Below are 17,889 nucleotides of genomic sequence, written 5' to 3' on the forward strand. Positions count from 1 at the left end.
TTTCTGCAAAGCGGGACGAACGTCAGGACGGGAGTTGAGGGTGAACCGATTGCTTCGCTTGGTCGCCGCTATCATCGGAGAGGCACTATGAACGCTGTCCATCGGTTGGAGCCGGCGGCCGGACCGTTGCAGAATGTTCTTGGATATCTCACCGAGATGATCCTGCGCGATGCACGTGCGGTCGCGCGCCTGTCTGACCATCGGCTTGCGGGCGGACAATGCTTCGTGTTTCATCAGCATGAGCTGGAGAAGCTGCCCGGCATTACCTACAACACGTTCGATGCTGATGGCCCCGTGTGGCTCTCCATCGAACGCCTGGTCGCCACCGATCCTCCCGCCGTCGAGTACGACCTGGCGATGTGGATCGACGTGTCCGCCGATCCGGACCGCCGCCCTCTGGTTCGGCAGCGCGTGACGATCACGGTGCACGCGGCGGAAAAAGACCTGCTGATCGCGGCCGGTCACGCACGCGCCGAGCACTGCTCGCCGGCGAACGGCCCGGGGGTGGCCGCCGGGCTCTGGAGCGTGCGATTGCATCTTGAGCAGCGCCCGGACATCGTCGAGCGTCTGGACCGCTATCTCGCCGGCTCGTGGGCCAATTGGGCCGCGGCCGAGCGGCCACGCCGCAAGACCATCGCGGTTCACCAGCGATTGCGCGAGATGGCTCGCGTGGCGGGAGCCGGAGGCAACGATGGCAGCTGCGAAATCGTGTGGGGCGTTGGCGTGTCACGCTGGCGGCGACAAGGCCGCGAGCTGGATCTGCCGCTGCTCGAACGCCTGGTCGAGATCGAGGTCCTCGATGGCTCCGACACCGAAATCAGAATCCGGCCCCGCATGGTCGGCGCGACGGCCAATCTCAAGGCGTTCGAACCGCTGACATCAGCGGCCGGCTTGGCGGGGCAAACGGCCGAGCAGTTGCTCGAGACGATCGAGCGCGGCAACGAGCTTTCGCCATTCCAGCCCGCCAGCTTCGAGCCGGTTCTCAGCGCCATCGGCTCACAGCTCGACCCGCATGGGATCTACTGTCCCACCATGCCCGACTCCGCGTTGCTGCTTCCCGAGGAGGACGAGCAACTGGTCGTCTCCGATCGCTGGGTGATCTTTGCGCGGCCGCGCTCGGACGCACTGCTGTTGCGCGACATCGACCGACTGAAGCGAGCGATCGAATACGCGCCCGGCGACGCTTGCTGCCTGGCCGCACTGTCTCGCCTCCTGCTTGGCGCGCCGGACCACGAAGCCCATGACGGCGCGCGCCGTCGTCTATCCGGCGTGATCGGTGACCCGATCGACGTCGGGCCGGAAGCGCAGATCGCGGCGGATCACGGCGACCTGTTCTTTCCGCTGCCGACGAACTCCGACCAGATGGAGATCGTGCGACAGCTCCGGCGATCGGACGGACTTGTCGTGCAAGGCGCGCGCGGGTCCGAGCGCACGTCCACCCTCGTCAACCTGGTTTGCCATCACCTCGCAATGGGCCTGCGCGTTCTCGTCGTCTCGCGCAACGAGGCTGCACTCGGACTGTTGTCCGAGAAGCTGCCGCGCGCCGTCCGTGATCTGACCGTCGATCTGACCGGCTCCGACAAGGACGTCTTGAAGCATGCAGAGACAGTCGTCAGCCGGCTGCTGTCGATCCTCAAGACCACGAACCCGCGCGCGCAGGCGGAACAGGTCAATCGGCTGGAGCGCGACATCATCGCGACCAGCGTCGAGATATCACGTCTCGATGATGCGTTCGCAGACATCGCCAGCCGCAGCATGCTGCGGTCATCCGGTGTCCCCGACCTGCCGTTCGACGCGTTGACGACGCTGATCGCCGACCGCGACGCCTATGCCTGGTTCACCGACCAGCCGTCACGATTCGTGAGTGAGAACGACCTTCTGGTTGCGGCGGTCGAGCAGGCCCGTGAGGCGCGTGTTCGGCTGGGTGCCGATCTCGCATATGTCGACGACGCGCTCCCGGAAATCGCGGCCCTGCCGGACGCCGCGACAGTGAGACGTCTGCACCAGGACCTGCAGCCGGCGCGGATCGACGGCGAAAGCCGTGACGGCCGGCTTGCCTGCCAGATCATCGCGGAGCTCGGGCCGGACGGAGCGGACTTGCTCGCCGGCGACCTCGACGCGCTCGCGGCGGCCCACCGGGTGATTGCCGACGAGCCCTGGCTCGCAGCGCTGTCGCCGGTCGGCCGCAACGCCGATGCAATGTCGGTTGACGGTGGCATCCTCGTCGATTTTGCCCGCGATGCGTCGTCCCTGCTGTCGCAACGTGCCGGCTTCCTGGTTCGGCCGGTGGAAACGCCGGCGGACGCCTTCGCCAGCCAGGAACTGCTCACGATTGTCGAACGGCTGTCGGCCGGAGCAAGGCCGTTCGCGGCATTCTCCCTGTCCGGCCGTGCCTTGAAGCAGACCGTGGAGGCGATCAGGGTGGCTGGCTTCGCGCCGAAAGGCGCGGCCGACTGGGGCCATGTTCGCGACTATCTGACCTGGCGTCGTCACCTGCATTCGCTCGACGCCAGATGGCGATCGCTGGCGGCCGAAATCGGTGCGCCTACGCCTGAGCCGGACTCCTCTCATACGTTTCACGGTCACGAGCGCGTCGTCAAAAGCGTCGAGGCCGCGATCGTGCTGGCGGCGCTGGCGAAGCGCAATGTTCTCACCGCCGCACCGAAGCTGTCGATGCCGGACGACGCGATCGCCGGATTGCTCGCTGACGGCCGACGACTTTCTGCGCTGGCAGCTGCGGTGAGGAGCATGGCTCTCCGCATCACCAAGCAGCGGCTGGAGCTCACCCGGCTGAACGGGCTGTTTCGCGGCAGCGGTAAGCTCACAACGCTGGCTCATGCCGACGTGCTGTCGCAGATCGGCTGCGATGGTGTCGAGCCGCGCGACATCGAGACGCGTTGGACCACCCTTCGCACCCGGCTGAAGTCGCTGCACGACCGGCGCCAGGATCTCGAGCTGCTCGACGAGGTCTGCCGAGCGATGACCGAGGCCGGAGCAGATGCCTTCGCCCGTCGGCTCAGGACCGAGCCGGCACATCCGCAGACCGGCGATCCGGTGCTCGTTGCAGATTGGATGATGGCCTGGAACTGGGCGGTGCTGATGCGGCAGAACGAAGGCATCGGTCAGCATCAGCGCTTGCGAGATCTGTCCGACCAGCGCGCGGCGATGGAGATGCGACTGCGCGAGCTGTTCGGCCAGGTGGTCGTGGCACGGATGCATCTCGGCCTGGTACAGAACACCGGCAGCGCCATGAGGCAGGCCCTCACCGTGTTCATGACCACGCTGCGAAAAATGGCAGCGACCTGTTCCGGCCCCACCGCATGCCGGTTGCGTCAGGTTACACGCGAGGCACTCGAGAGCTGCTACGAAGGCATCCCATGCCAGCTCGTGCCGGCATGGCGCGTGGCCGAGCAGCTACCGGCCCGGCTCGGCGCATTTGATCTCGTCGTCATCGACGATGCCTCGCAATCCGATCTGCGCGAACTCACTGCGATGCTCCGGGCCCGCAAGGTCGTCGTCATCGAGGACGATCGGCAGACCGGCGAGCACGTCGCGCAAGGTGAGCACGACATCGAAACCATAGCACGCAGCATCCTGCGCAGCGGTCCGGCTGCCATGCGCCAGTTCCTGCTGCCGGGCGCAGCGCTCTGCGATTTCGTCAAGATGCTGTTTCCCGACCGGATGATCAGACTTCGGGAGCACGCTCGCCGGGTCGATCCGGTCGCGCTTGCAGCCGTCGGCTCACCGCAGCCATCGGCACAGCCGGCAACCGGTATGCATCCGGCTGCCACGGGACCCGCTGCTGGCACGGCGGCGGATCACCCTGCATCTGCGCAATCCCTGACGCGCCGCGCCTATTCGCTGGAAGACGAGATCGCCACAGTGGCCGAAAGCCTGTCGATGGCCCGGCTGTCGGAGCAACGCGACGAGCCGGCCATCTCGATCGAGAGTCCGGTGCCGGATTGGCTGAGCAACAGGACAGGCGCCGGCATCGATGCACGCCCATCGCGGCGCGGGGCGCGTGAGGTCGCGACCGACGAAACGCCTGCCGCCTCGTCGTCTGATACGCCCGCCTCTGCGCCGCCAGCGTCCGTCGCGCCCGCAGCGCCGGTCGAAATCGCGGAGAATGAGCCGTCCGTGGCCGATCGTTTTGCGCAGGCCGCAAGGTCGCCGGCGGACGATGTCGCCGTCGCACGAGTGGCCGTGCTCGCCCACGAGGTGGAAACGTCCGAGACGATGACACCCGGTCAAGCCGAGTCGGAGCCTGCCGCTGTCCGTATCGATCATCGCGCGCTGTCGCCGGGTCGGCGTCCGCGGCCTGATCATGGAGCGAGGCGTCCACACCGCTCGCTCCGCCGGCACATGATGGCCGCTGCCGCCGGCTTGGCGGTCGCGGTGGTTGGCGCATCGATCTACTGGCAGCCGGCGGCGAGCCGGATCACGACGTCCTGGCAGACGGTCTTGAACCGACTCCCAGTCTCCTGGAATGCGGCCTCGCCGGCCGCCGCGCTACCGGCTGGCACCGAGCCCCGCAAGGTCACCGCGGATCGGATCACGCCCGACGTCAGGGGCGGTGCAGGCGGCGATGCGATCACCACGGGGAACGCGACCGCGACGATGGTATCCCACGCCGTGCTGTATCAGGAGGATCCGCAGGATCCGAACGGCAAGCGCTATCTCGGGAAGGTAACCTGGCATGTCGAGCCTGAGGCAGGAGCGGTGCCGGCATCGATCAAAGGCGATGTGGAGATCGACAAGAGGATGAAGGCGACGTTGTCGCTGCGTCCAAACAAGGAAACCGAAATGCCAGCGAGCCACATCATGGAGATCAAGTTCAACTGGCCGGACGATCCGTCTCACGTCGGGGTGGAGACTTTGAAGGGCGTCAGCATGAAGCCCAAGGAAGCGGGCCGCGGGACCCCGTTGACCACCATGACCGCCAAAGTGACGCCAGAGTTCTTCATGATCGCGCTGTCGGCGGGTGATGTCGACATGAAGCGGAACGTGTTGCTGCTCAAGGGCAAGGACTGGATCGACATCCCGATCGTCTACAATGGCGGCAGCCGGGCGGTGCTGGCGATCGAGAAGGGAGCGGACGGTGAGCGTGCATTCAAGGATGCGTTTGCCGCCTGGGGCCAATGACCCGGCGGCAAGGCCGGCGCACGAAAGGTGTCCGATGATCGGCATCGACGTCGTCGCGCCAGCGCAGGCGCCGGCCACCGATCGAGACGAGCGACCGCTGACCGCCGTGACCTATCCGGTGCCTTGCGAGCAGTGCGGCCGGATCGTGCGGGTGGCGATGAACACGCTGCGCCCGCTCAGTTTCCACAGTGTCGACGAGCAGGTCGCCTGCCCCGAGATCCAGGAGCGCCGCAGCAGGGGCGACGGCGGACTGTTGTTGATGATGTGCGGCCCCTTGAAGCAATCGCTCGCCGCACGATGCGATGCGGCCGAGGTCGAGGCCACCGCTCCCGGTGGCGGACAGGCGGGACGGGTCGTCTGCAGCATTCCCGGCGTCTCGATCGCTCAATACGCCCCGAACGAGGCGCGCAGCCGCGCGGAGATCTGGCAGGCGCACGGCTACGACAAGCTGGCCACGACGCTTCGTGCGGCCGCGGCGAGGGCGGAGCGCAGGCCACTGGTCTGGACCCGCGCTGCGGCGGCCGGCCTCGGCGCATTGTTGCTCGCTGCCGCCGCTAGCTGGTTCATGCTGGCGCGGGAGCCGGCCGCTCCCCCGCCAACACAGCCGCAAGCCGCCGAGGCCTCCGTGGCCGCGTCGAGCCGCGCAAGCGTCGAGAGTTCGGTGCGCGTCGTCACGGCAGAGGCCATGTCGGCCGCGACCGCCCCCGCCCCGGCGCCGATGCCGGACGCGCCCTCGGACACTGCAACGCTCTCGCGTTCCGCGGAAACCGCGCCGCTCGAGGCGCCCGCCCTGCTCGCGTCGGCAAGCGCTGCGACTACTCCCGAGACTGCGCCGGCGGCAGAGTCGACTGCGACCCCAGGGCCGGCGGAGGCAGCGGCGATTCGCCTGCCTGACATGGTGATGATTCCAGGAGGGGCATTCGCAATGGGCGGCGTCGAGAGCTCCGAGCTTCCGGTCCACCGCGTCACGATCAAGCCGTTCGCGCTCGGCAAATACCCCGTCACGATTGGCGAGTGGAAGGCGTGCGTGGCTGACAGGGCATGCGCCGACGTGATGAGCGGCCCGGACGACAACCCCGTGACAAATGTCGGCTACGACGACGCCAGGGGCTATCTGGCTTGGCTCTCGCGGGCCGTCGGCAAGCCGTTCCGGCTCCCGACCGAGGCCGAATGGGAATATGCCGCGCGCGGCGGCGCAACGACGGCGTTCTGGTGGGGCGACCAGATGCGCTCCGGCATGGCCAATTGCAACGGATGCAACGAGCCCGGCGCGCCCGCGCAGCTCATGAAGGTCGGAAGCTTTGCGGCCAATCCGTTTGGCCTGTTCGACATGGGCGGGAGCGTCGACCAATGGGTGGCCGACAGCTGGCACAAGAGCTATCAGGGCGCGCCGTCCGATGGCTCGGCATGGATCGACGAGCAGAGCTTCGTCCATGTCATTCGCTCGGGTTCATGGAAGAAGGATGCGAGCTATGCCCGCAGCGGGAGCCGCGATCGCTATGATGGGCGCGTCAGGTATCCGACCCATGGCTTTCGCCTCGCTCTTTCGCTCTGATGCGGCCGCTGTATGCTGAGCCAGGCCAGCGTGCCGTCGACGCCGATGCCGGGCCTGCGCCCGCAAATGTCTCGCACCACAGCGAACACCAGCGTCGCAGATCCGCAGGATCGCCTGTTCTGCCGAGCCTCTTTATTCAAATTCTTATCGGGAATCGTAGGACGAGACCGATCGAAACCTCAAATTTGCCGCGCTACGCCCCATTCATGGACCGGCTACACCGTTCGATATTTGCGATCGATGATCGTCGTTGTTTATGAGTTGGGGATTTATGTGGAGTGAGAAATCTACGCGTCGCGCGCCGCTATTGGATCTGACGCCCTGGCGACGACGTCGTCTCGCCCCAGTCGCGACGCTCGGGTCCACCGTGTTGGCCTGCACGCTGGCGCTGTTGCCGCCTTTCGCATGGGCGCAGGCGAAAACGACGCCGAAGGACGCCTACCTGTATTTCATCACGCCAACCGACGGCGACACCGTGAAGAGCGCGTTCTGGTGCCGCTTCGGACTTCGCAACATGGGCGTGACCCATGCCGGTGACGCCTTTGCCAATACCGGCCATCATCACCTCCTGATCGACGCCGATGAGCCGATCAGCCCGGGCGAGCCGATTCCGCAGGACAGAAAGCACCTGCACTACGGCGCGGGCGAGACCGAGGCTCTGATCGAGCTGCCCCCCGGCAAGCATACCCTGCAGCTCGTCCTGGGCGACGACATGCACTTCAACTTCGATCCGCCGCTGGTATCGAAGAAGATCACGATCACCGTGAGCAGTGCTTCGCAGAGGCACGGGCGGAGCGCCACTCACGCCCACCGGCGGACGCGGCATCTTCACGCGCACACCGCGCGTCAGGCGGCGCAACCGTCGGCCGCCGAAGCGCCGCCGCCCGATCCGGCAAAATCGGCGGGAGCCGTCGATTTCATCAAGAGCTTCCTGTCGGGTGCGAAATGAACCTCCGCCGCTCCCCCATGGAGCCGGTTCGGCCGGCACATCAGTTCATCGCGACGTGCCGAAGCCTCCAACCGCAGCGCTGCATTTGTCCGGCTCGGCTCTATTGATACGACCTCCAGACGCGTGGCTTGCTTCGCCTCGGCGAGCGCCAAGAGCGATCATCAGCATCGGTCCAAGCTCGGAGGCGAGGCGCTGGGAGACCACGCCATTGATCGTCCGGAACAGGTACGACAGGAAATAACCAGCCGCGAATGGAATGAACACCAGAGCCGTAACGGTCCAGCCTGGGATTGCTGGCACCACCGACCTTGGCGTCAACGCCCATCCTGCCGAACATGTAGTCCGGCTCGAGCTCCCGGTGACCTCTTCCGAGCCGCTGCTCAGCGCATTGGTCCCTGCGCAAAGCGAAAGGGATCCTCGCCGCCCTCCCCGGCAGCCGGCACACCCCCGCGAATGCTCGTTAGCCGCGCCGACCTCGCCCTGCAGACGCGGGGACGCGCCGACACGCTCGTCGACCATGTCGTCGCCGATGTCGCCGCCCGGGATTCCACGGGGCCAGTTGCGCAGACGTCGCACGCGCTTCGTGATCGTGTTCGCGGGCTGCACGCATACCACGGCGCGATGGCTCGATGGCCTCGCCGAGAACGGCCGGCTGCTCCTCCCGCTGACCACCGAGGATTGGTCCGGCTTCCTGCTGCGCGTGGTCCGCCGCGGCACTTCTTTCGACGCCTCGTCCACCGGTGGGGTCAGCATCTACCCCTGCAAAAATGGCCGCGATGAGGACGCCAGCCGCCGGCTGAAGAGCGCACTCGAGAGCGCGAACACGGTGAATGTCCCGATCCGGGCACTCCACCGCGGGAACCCATCGTCCGCAAGATTCCGAACGGGTCTGGTATCATGCCCCTGGCTCTTGGCTGGAGCGATAAGGAGCTGAGATCGATAGGCCCGCACAGGAGGCCGAGGTCGGCAGCAGTAGCACCGTCTGACCCGAGTGATCCCCCGAAGGAAACGACCAAGATTTCATTCCGGCCGCGGCGGCGGAACGCATCGGCCAAGGCTCCGAGATACGACGGCGCAACACGATTGATCGGTCAACCCGCACTCCGAGTCGCAGATCCTGCACTCGTTGCGTAGCTCCACCGAGTTTTTCGCCGGAGTTCGCTAGACTACGATCAGTGCCGAAATCGCCTTTCACTTTGCTGACAAAAAGCTCGATTGCGGCACTCAGCTCGACCGAACGGCACGGTTGAACGCTAGCCGTGTCAATGGCTTGCTGATCAACAGGCGAGCCGCTTTTATCTTGCCATCAGACCCTGCCCTCTTCTCATCTGATCTTTCGGCAAAGATTTCTGTCAGATCATTGCTAAGAGGCTTACGGTCGAGCCGCAAAGAGTTAGCAGGCAGATCGATTTCCGTGGCGAGAGCGCACCATCATCGGTTGGCGGTGATATCGTTCAATTGCGACTATCATCTTGCTTCAGACCTGCACCAGGGGTGCATAGGGTGTGAAATCTCCCTTCCCTTCCCTTCCTTCCTTGATCCTTGGCTTGGCTTCTCGTCCTCTTCCGTGGCTTGTGGATCAGCCAGATCTCAGCGGACAAATCGCTTAAGTCCTGCGGTCGGCAAGTCGATATGGCTACAGTTGCGCTGCCAACAAACTGCCTTCCGAGTGCGAAGTTCGTGGAGGCTCTTTGCATTACGATCGGGCGAGCATATCCCTACCCCCGTATAGCAATGAGACTATCTCGGCAGTCCCGTTGCAGACCGATCGCGGCTCGCAGCGGCCGATCGATCCTGGGAATCGTCAGCCTGATAAATTGGACCAAGACGATTCGGCGCCGCGGGGCCAAGGATGAAGCCGCTTCCAACGCGTGGCAACTGACGCACGCCGCCTGACTTTCTGCCCACCCACGGCAAATCAGATGTCGGTTGTCAGTCGATTTTCGGCCAGACGTCAGCACCAAGCTCGCCACTGCATGCCGACGTCGTTGGCGATATCGTTCCGTGCAGGATGCGCACTAAGCCCATGATCTCGCGAAATTGGCAAACCAGCGCGATCCAGAAACGTCGGACGAATCGTTCGTCCGCCTGCTCAGGCGGCACGCTCCATCAGGCGCCTGGCCTTGCTTTCGAGCTCGAGTCTTCCGTCCTGATGCGCCTTGCTTCGGGCCACGACGGTGATGCCCTGCACGAAGTCGAAGATGCTCTCCGGCTTGCGGTTCTCCTCGCCAAGAACGGCTTCAATGACCTTCGATGTCTCGGCATTGGAAAAGCCATTCTTGCGCAGAAAGCTCTCCCGGTCCTCATCCGTGCGAGCAACGATCCGCTGCCGTGCGGCTGCAATACCAGCGACAAACGGCGCGGGCGAGGAATTGGCAAAACTCGTCAATGCCGGTGCAGCTTCATGCGCAAACCGCTGCGCGGCGAACTTCGAATGCCGGATGGTGATCTGCTCAAAGTTCTCCACGCCCCAGAGATTGCGGTTCATGCAGACGGCGCGCAGAGAGAAGCTCGCTATGCCGAGCGTCTTGCTCCCGACCTCACTGTTCCAACAGTAGAAGCCCCGGAAATAGACATCGGGCGAGCCGTCCGGCAGCCGTCCCGCCTCGATTGGATTGGTGTCGTCGACCAGAAACAGGAACACGTCGCGATCACTGGCATAGAGCGTGGTCGTATCCTTGGTCACGTCCACGAAGGGATTATGGCTCATGCTCGACCAGTCCAGCACGCCGGTCACTTTCCATCGTGTGTCACCGGTGCCATTGCCGGCGATCTGCACAACGGCGGCAACGAGTTCAAGCCGATCAATGCCGTGCAGACGATCTGCGTGGTGAGGCCGGGTCACTCTCGTCGAGCTTCATTTCATCCTTCGGCCCGACAAAGCGCGAAAGCTTTCTGCTTAAAATCCGGCCGACGTCGTCCATGATCGTAAAGGCGGCCGGCACGAATACGAGGCTGAGAAAGGTCGAGGCGAGCAGCCCGCCAATCAATGCGACCGCCATGGGGGAACGGAATGCGCCGCCTTCGCCGACTCCCAATGCAGAAGGGACCATGCCTGCGGTCATAGCCGCTGTGGTCATGATCACGGGCTGAGCGCGCTTGCGGCCGGCTTCGATCAACGCCTTCGTGCGCTCCACACCGCTCGCCACCTCGGTGATTGCGAAGTCCACCAGCAGGATCGCGTTCTTCGTTACGATTCCCATCAGCATGAGGAAGCCGATAATGGCCGAGAGGTTGATGGCATTGCCGGTCAGAAGCAGCGCAAGGAACGCTCCGCCGATCGAAAGCGGCATGGAGAAGATAATGGTGATCGGATGCATCGCGTCGGCGAAGAGAAGAACGAGGACGGAGAGCACCATGAGTACGCCTGCAGCGATCGCGAGCGAAAAACTCGAAAAAACTTCTTCCATGATCTCTGAATCGCCGAACCTTGCGATCGTCACACCGGCTGGCAAGTTTCGCGCCGAGGGCAGCGCCATAACCTGCTCGATCGCCTCGCCGAGCGGGGTGTTTCCGACGAGATCGGCCTGGATCGCGACGCGACGCCTGCTGTCATAGCGTTCGATGGTCGTCGGCCCCTCGCCGAAGCCGACGTCGGCGACCGTGGCCAACGGTACGGTGCCGTTCTTGGCCCTGATTCGCAGCATATCGAGGGTCGATAGATCGCCCCGCGCCCGCTCGTCGAGTTGCACGCGGATCGGTACTTGCCGGTCGATGGCCGAGAACTTCGCCAGATTTGCGGATGTATCTCCGATCATCGCAATCCGTGCAACTTCGGCGATCTGCGTCCCGGAGATTCCAAGATCGGCAGCCTCCTCCAGCCTTGGCAAGATGCGAATCTCCGGCCGGGCAAGAGCCACAGTCGAGACGACATTCGCGAGAACGGAGACGTTCTGCCGGACGTCCCGCTCCACCGCGAGCGCCGCCTGCTCAACTGCGGCGCCATCGGGTCCGGAAAGGATCAGCGTGAACTCGCGTCCGCCGCCGCCATTGCCGAAGCTGTAACGTATGTCCGCGATCGCGCTGAGCGTCGCGCGCATGTCGTGCTCGAATGCCTTCTGGTCGTGCGACCGGTTCCTGCGCGCAACGAGCTCGACGATGATGGTGGCCTTGCGGACGTCACCGGCGGTGACGCTCAGCCCGTTGGCGCCGGCGGCGCCGCCGGTGACATAGACGCTCCTGACTTCTGGCCGTTTCGCGAGCAGGGCCGTGATGCGGTCCGCGGCGGCCGCGGTATCCGCGATCGTCGAGCCCGGTGGCAGCTCGATCTGGAGAACCGAACGCGACAGGTCATTGGTCGGCAGAAAGCCAAGCGGTAAGGATCCTGCGACCATTAGCGAGCCCAGGAAGACCAGCGCCGCAAGCGCGACCGTGACGAAGCGGTGGCGAAGCGACCATTCGAGCATGCGAAGATAGTGCCGCATGATCACTCCGTGCCCTTCGGCATGGTGCTGACGGTCGCGAAGGAAATATGCCGCCAGTAGCGGCGTTATCAGCCTTGCGACCAGCAGAGAAAACGCCACTGCAATTGCGACCGTGAGGCCGAACTGCTTGAAGTATTGACCGGCGATGCCGCCCATGAAGCTGACCGGCACGAACATGGCGACGATGGTCATGGTCGTCGCGACGACCGCGAGCCCGATCTCGTCGGCCGCCTGGAGCGCGGCGCGATAGGGTGATTTGCCCATCCGGATGTGCCGGACGATGTTCTCGATCTCGACGATCGCATCATCGACCAGGATGCCGGTGACCAGCGTGATCGCAAGCAGACTAACGGCGTTCAGCGAAAACCCGATGAGGTCCATCGCCCAGAAGGTCGGAAGTATTGACAGTGGTATCGCGAGCACGGAAATCGCCGTCGCTCGAAGGTCGCGCAGAAAAATCAATACGACGATGACCGCGAGGATTGCGCCTTCGGCCAACGTCTGCATGGTGGCTCTATAATCGGACTTGGTATAGCGCACCGTGCTGTCGATCTCGGACACGGACAGGTCGGGATGCTCGTTGGTGAGCGCCTGCAACTTCTTCGCGACCGCCTCCGCGACGGCCACGTCGGAGAAGCCCTTTGCACGAAAGACACCGAAGGCGACCACCGGACTCCCATTGAGGCGAGCAAAGCTGCGTGCTTCGGCTGCGCCATCGGTGACCGTGGCAATCTCCTTCAACGCAGCCCTTCGACCGCCCGGCAGCACGATCGCGCTATTGGTCAGTCCGTCGATCGTCGCGGCCCCCGCGAGCATCCGTATGGTTTGCTCTCCCGACCCCACTTCACCGCGCCCGCCGGTGAGATCGACATTGGTCGCTCGCAGTTGCTCGTTCACGTCCGCCGCGGTGATGCCAAGTGCGATCAGCCGGTCGGGCAGCAGCGATACCCGGATTTCACGATCGGCGCCGCCCGCACGCTTGACCTGCGCGACGCCCCGAACGCCCTGAAGCGCCCCCGTGATGACGTCATCGACGAACCAGGACACCTGCTCGGTCGTCCAAGAGGGAATCGACACGGCATAGGTAACGATTGCCATCCCTTCGACCTCCACCCGCTGTATCGAGGGTTCCTCGATGCTCTGCGGCAACTCCGACCGGATGTTAGCCATCGCATTGCGGACGTCGTTGACCGCACGGTCCGCCGGCGTCCCCAGTTGAAACTCGATGGTCGTCACGGAGACCCCGTCAGAGATGCTCGACGTGACGTGCTTGACCCCGACGACCCCGGTCGCCGCATTCTCTACGTTCTTCGTGACCTGCGTTTCCAGCTCACTCGGCGCAGCGCCGGTCTGGGCGATCGTGACGGTCACGATGGGGATGTCGATGTTGGGCATCTGCGTTATCGGCAGGGTCTTCAGGCTGACCGCGCCGAGCACGATCAGGACGCCAAACAACACCAATGACGGAATAGGCTTACGAATCGACCAGGCGGAGATGTTGAGGGCCATATCAATCTGCCCGCCCTGGTCCAGCATCGCTGCGGACCGGCAAGATCCGTTCGCCTGGCCTGACAAAAGCGGCGGCTCGAACGACGACCTCCTGACCTTCGATCAGCCCGTCGACAATTTCGACACGGGTGCCGCGTTTGAGGCCGGTCTGGACATTGCGGATTTCGACGACATCGTTGGTCGCAAGCTGAACATAGGTGCCATTCTTGCTGAAGCTCACGGCGGACAACGGCACAGTGATGGCTTGTCGCTTGCCGATTGTAATGCTGCCGCGGGCAAAAACACCGGCCCTCATGGCCGTATGCGGCGGGAGCGCGACCGCGACGCGGCCGAGACGGCTCGATTTGTCTACAGTGGGATCGACCAGCCGCACATGGCCGATGACGGCCTCGCTGACGCCGGGCAGCCAAACCTCGACGTCTTGGCTTGGCTCGATCTGTGGAAGCACCGTTTCCGGAACCTCGGCATCGAATTCGATTTGACCGTTGCGGACGAGCCGGAATAGAGGTTCGCCCCCCGTGCCGGCCACCGCGCCCAGGCGGGCGGCGCGGTGCGAGATAATCCCCGCAGACGGCGCCTTCAGTTCGGTTCGCGCGATTTTCAGCTCGATCTCGCCACGCTGCGCCTCCGCAAACGCTTCCTGGGCTTCGGCCATGCGCAAATTCTCCGCAGCGGCAGCGGACTTTGCCGCGGCGACCTTGGCCTGGGTCTCACGCGTCAGGAGGTGCGCTGGAGATATCGCGCCGGTCGCGTTCAAGGTTTGCGTGCGTTTCAACGTCTCCGCCGCTTCCGCTTCGTTGGCTTGCATCTCCGTCAACGACGCGTTCATCTGCGCGACCGACGCTTGGGTTATCGCGATCATCGCGGTGTTTTGCGCGAGCTGTGTCCGGAGCATCGTGCTGTCGAGGCGAGCGAGCACCTGCCCTTCTTCGACGCGATCGCCGACGTCGGCCAGCATCTCGACGATACGTAACCCGTCGACTTCCGCACCGACAACATCCTCCTCTCGGGCCACGAGGGATCCGGTCACCGCGAGTGTCTCGGTGATCGAATGCCGTACGGCTCGGGCGAGCGTCGTGGCGATCGGTGCGGCCCCCGGGCGCTCGGCTGCGTCCCGTCGCGGATCGGAGATTTGCGTTGCGACCGCTTCGGCCTGCTGGCGCCCCGCGCCGATCACAGCGAAGATGTAGACGCAGACCGTGACGGCGAGCACTAGGAGGGCGATCCAAGCGAACCTTAACACCGGCCTTTTCACCCGACTACCTTCCTTTGGATCCGACCGCGAAGCCGGCATGATGTGAATCCGACGGCCGGCGTCAGCATCCGCGATCGACCGCTTTTCGAATGAGTATGGCGTACGCCGTTCGAGGATCAGGACGGATCAAACCGTTCCCAACGTCCCGCGTATCAAACCAGCGTCGACGTCGATCGTCCGGCGGCTGGCGGCCTCCGCAGGAGTACCGACAGGGTCGAACCTGTGACGCGGATTTCCCTGAGAGCTGGCCGACGATCCGCCCGCCGCAAGCCGTTCGACCAGTTCCGCAATCTCGTCACGAGCGTTGTGGCGGACGAACGCGGTGCGTAACGCTTGCGCACCGCGTCGGTATTGCGGCTTGGTGAGCACGGCGCGGACCGCCTCGCGAATCTGCGAGGCGGATGGCCGGCCGGTTCCAAGATTGATGCCGGCGCCTGCCCATGCGACCCGCGCAGCGATTTCCGGTTTTTCCTCACTATCCCCGGCAACCACCAACGGCACACCGAGACTGAGCGCGTGATTGACGGCGCCATAACCGCCATTGGTCACCATGACGCTCACCTTCGGGAGCAGGCGGTCGAACGGCAGGAATGTCACCGCCTTCGCATTGGGCTGCAACACCACCGGGATCGATTCGACTGGTGGGCCGCCGGTGCATGCGATCACCGTCAGTTCCTCGTTCGCCAGGGCCGTCAGAGTTGGTCCGACAAGCTGCCCAAGATCGCCGTTTGCGAGAGTGCCTTGCGTGACGAGTACGATCGGACCCGCTTTGTCGACGTCGTCCCACCAAGGCGGCGGGTGGAAGCCGATCGATGGCGGTGGCAGCAGCGGTCCGACGAAGCGGATGCTGTCTGGCATCTTGCCACGCGAATATTCGAACTCCTTGGCCGTAAGCTGCAAATACAGATCCGGCAGCGTGATCATGCTATCGAACAGAAATGCCGGCAGAGGGCGCGCCCCGTTCTTCACCAGGACATCGTTGAAGTATTGCTGCACCGAGCCGAAGATCGCTTGTTGCAGGTGGCTGTTCATTGCAGCATTGCGCGCGCGATCGGCTGGCGTGATGGATGGCGGGAGCGCGGTGCCGAAGAATGCGGTGTCCGCGCTCGACAAGGCGAGAGCGGTGATCCCGAGCGCGACGATCGGGGCTCTTTTTTCCGGCGGCCCGAGCACGAGCGGAAAGGTCCCGCAGAACATCGTATCGGTGATGATCGCATCGAAAGGAAAGTCGCGGCGCAAGTCGCGTATCCCGGCGGCCTGATGCGGCATTGCATCCGCAAAGATGTGCTTCAATCCGAAGCAGAGCTGAGCGGGGCCAGGTGCAATCTTGCGGCGTTCGGGAAAGCGCTCGTCGAGCTTCCGATAATCGACGTCGATTTCCGGGCGAAACGCGACGAAGCGCGCGCCGGTCGCCTCCACTCGCTCTCTGAACAGGCTCCCGCTATATACGACGACCTCGTGGCCGCGACCAACGAGGAGTTGGGCAACGGCCAACAAGGGAAATACGTGACCGGGTAGCGCGGTGACCGCGATGAGAAACCGCGCCATGTTGTGCTCTCCTATCCTAACCCACCAACCGATCGCTGTTCATTTCGCCGTTTCTGGCAACCGCATCGGACACAGTTCCTGCGAGCCGCAGATTGACAAAATAGCGTTCGAGAAGGGCCGCGCTGACCGGAGCGATCGCCGCGCCCACCGCAGCCAAGTGTTCCTGCGTGAAGTCCGAGGTAATTTCCGGGTGCGATCGCGACGTGTCCTCCTTTGACACGATCGACAGGACGGCTGCGAGATCATCGTCCTGTGTTTCGGCAAGCCGCCGTCGTCCAATGTCGATCCATTGATCGAGCGGCACGAGGTCGAGCCGAAGGCCGAGCCGGCGAAAGATCCGTGGGACCTCCCGCACATCAATTGGCTCACGGTTCATGAGATGATAGACGCTTCCCCAGGACGCTTCCCTGCCCGCGAGCCGGACGATCGCTCGCGCGACGTCATCGGCCGGCGTCATGTTCAACATCAGGTCCAGGTCGGGAATCGCGCCAAGTTCCGCATAGAGCCGGACAAGGCGCCAGATCAGATCCGTTTCGTTGCAGATTCCGTTCGCGCGATCACCAGTGACGCTGCTGAGGCGGTAGATCGACAGCGGCAGGCCGCGAAGCTGCGCCTGCCGGACGAGCGTGTCGCCGACCCACTTGCTTTGGCTATAGCCGCTCGCGAGACCCTGCCACGAGGTCAGATCAGTCTGCTCCGACACCGGCCCAGACTGATATTTGTCGATCACCGCAAGGGTGGAAACGTAGTGCAGCCGCTTTGGTCGTCCACTCACGGTCCAATCGAGCAGCGTGAGGACGCTGTCCACATTGGCGGGTTTTATCGCAGCATAGTGATGGAGGAATTCGACGCTCGCGCCGCAATGATAGATCGCTTCGCACTCGTCTCGCACAATGCGGACACCCCTCTCATCGAGTCCGAGAGCCGGATGTCCGAGATTTCCGGTCAGAACCTCGATACGATCCTCGTCCCAACACGCCGAAAGCTTTCGCTTATCGAGCGCCTGCCGCAAACGGGCTTCGGCCGATTGCCGATCTGGGGCGCGAACGTGGCAGGCGATTTGCGCGTCCGTCTCCTGGATCAGCGTGGAGAGAAGATGACTGCCGACGAAGCCGGTGGCGCCCGTCAGGAAAATGCGTTTGGGCTTCTGCGGCGCGCGCCCGCCGATCAGCCTGATGTGCGTCGGCAGGAGAATGTCGCGGGACAAGTCCAGCGGCCCCTCCGAAGGTCCGTCGAGATCGAGCTGCGCTGCGAGGTCCCGGACGATGGGCGTCGCATAGACCGCCGTGATCGGGAAGTCCGGCTGGATCTCGTCGCGGATGCGGCGGCCAAGACGGATGGCGAGCAGCGAATGGCCGCCGAGATCGAAGAAGTTGTCATGGATCCCGACGCGCTCAAGCCCGAGGGTCTCGGCAAACAGAGCGCAGAGTTTCTCTTCGCGTGGTGTCCGCGGCGGGGTGTATTCGGTCACGGGCTGGTGGTCGGGAGCAGGCAAAGCGTTGCGATC

7 protein-coding genes and 1 pseudogene are annotated in these 17,889 nt (G+C 64.1%); 3 read left to right on the forward strand and 5 right to left on the reverse strand.

The window, feature by feature from the left end; genetic code table 11:
- Positions 1-87: 87 nt before the first annotated feature.
- From QX126_RS15745 to QX126_RS15755, 3 genes are all read left to right on the forward strand, one after another.
- Positions 88-5,142: a helicase gene (locus QX126_RS15745; RefSeq protein WP_315782091.1), complete on the forward strand. Its 5,055-nt coding sequence runs from the start codon at positions 88-90 to the stop codon at positions 5,140-5,142.
- A 34-nt stretch (positions 5,143-5,176) separates the two neighbouring features.
- Positions 5,177-6,697 (forward strand): formylglycine-generating enzyme family protein, encoded by a 1,521-nt coding sequence (locus QX126_RS15750; protein WP_315782093.1) that lies wholly within the window; start codon positions 5,177-5,179, stop codon positions 6,695-6,697.
- Between the two features lie 370 nt (positions 6,698-7,067).
- The gene (locus QX126_RS15755) at positions 7,068-7,646 is read left to right on the forward strand and encodes a DUF4399 domain-containing protein (protein ID WP_315782095.1); all 579 of its coding nucleotides are present in this window, start codon (positions 7,068-7,070) and stop codon (positions 7,644-7,646) included.
- 2,092 nt (positions 7,647-9,738) lie between these two features.
- On the opposite strand, the pseudogene QX126_RS15765 reads toward QX126_RS15755, so the two are convergent.
- The 5 genes and pseudogenes from QX126_RS15765 to QX126_RS15785 form a co-directional block, all read right to left on the reverse strand.
- A pseudogene (locus QX126_RS15765) lies at positions 9,739-10,443 on the reverse strand (DUF932 domain-containing protein); the annotation flags it as partial.
- Positions 10,444-10,450: 7 nt separating this feature from the next.
- The gene (locus QX126_RS15770; protein WP_315782123.1) at positions 10,451-13,579 is read right to left on the reverse strand and encodes an efflux RND transporter permease subunit; all 3,129 of its coding nucleotides are present in this window, start codon (positions 13,577-13,579) and stop codon (positions 10,451-10,453) included.
- 1 nt (position 13,580) lies between these two features.
- Positions 13,581-14,792, reverse strand: a complete 1,212-nt coding sequence (locus QX126_RS15775; RefSeq protein ID WP_315782097.1) for an efflux RND transporter periplasmic adaptor subunit — start codon at positions 14,790-14,792, stop codon at positions 13,581-13,583.
- Between the two features lie 168 nt (positions 14,793-14,960).
- Entirely contained in the window at positions 14,961-16,382 is a 1,422-nt protein-coding gene (locus QX126_RS15780; RefSeq protein WP_315782099.1) for a glycosyltransferase, read from the reverse strand.
- Between the two features lie 16 nt (positions 16,383-16,398).
- A partial coding sequence (locus tag QX126_RS15785) for a thioester reductase domain-containing protein (RefSeq protein WP_315782101.1) occupies positions 16,399-17,889 on the reverse strand: 1,491 nt, incomplete at its 5' end.

It is taken from the genome of Bradyrhizobium sp. SZCCHNPS1003 (assembly GCF_032381555.1).
Taxonomy (GTDB): domain Bacteria; phylum Pseudomonadota; class Alphaproteobacteria; order Rhizobiales; family Xanthobacteraceae; genus Bradyrhizobium.

Excerpts from the sequence above, each read along its gene's own strand:
- QX126_RS15750 (WP_315782093.1), top strand. The coding sequence starts at position 5,177 with ATGATCGGCATCGACGTCGTCGCGCCAGCGCAGGCGCCGGCCACCGAT.
- QX126_RS15780 (WP_315782099.1), bottom strand. The coding sequence starts at position 16,382 with ATGGCGCGGTTTCTCATCGCGGTCACCGCGCTACCCGGTCACGTATTT.
- QX126_RS15745 (WP_315782091.1), top strand. The coding sequence starts at position 88 with ATGAACGCTGTCCATCGGTTGGAGCCGGCGGCCGGACCGTTGCAGAAT.
- QX126_RS15770 (WP_315782123.1), bottom strand. The coding sequence starts at position 13,579 with ATGGCCCTCAACATCTCCGCCTGGTCGATTCGTAAGCCTATTCCGTCA.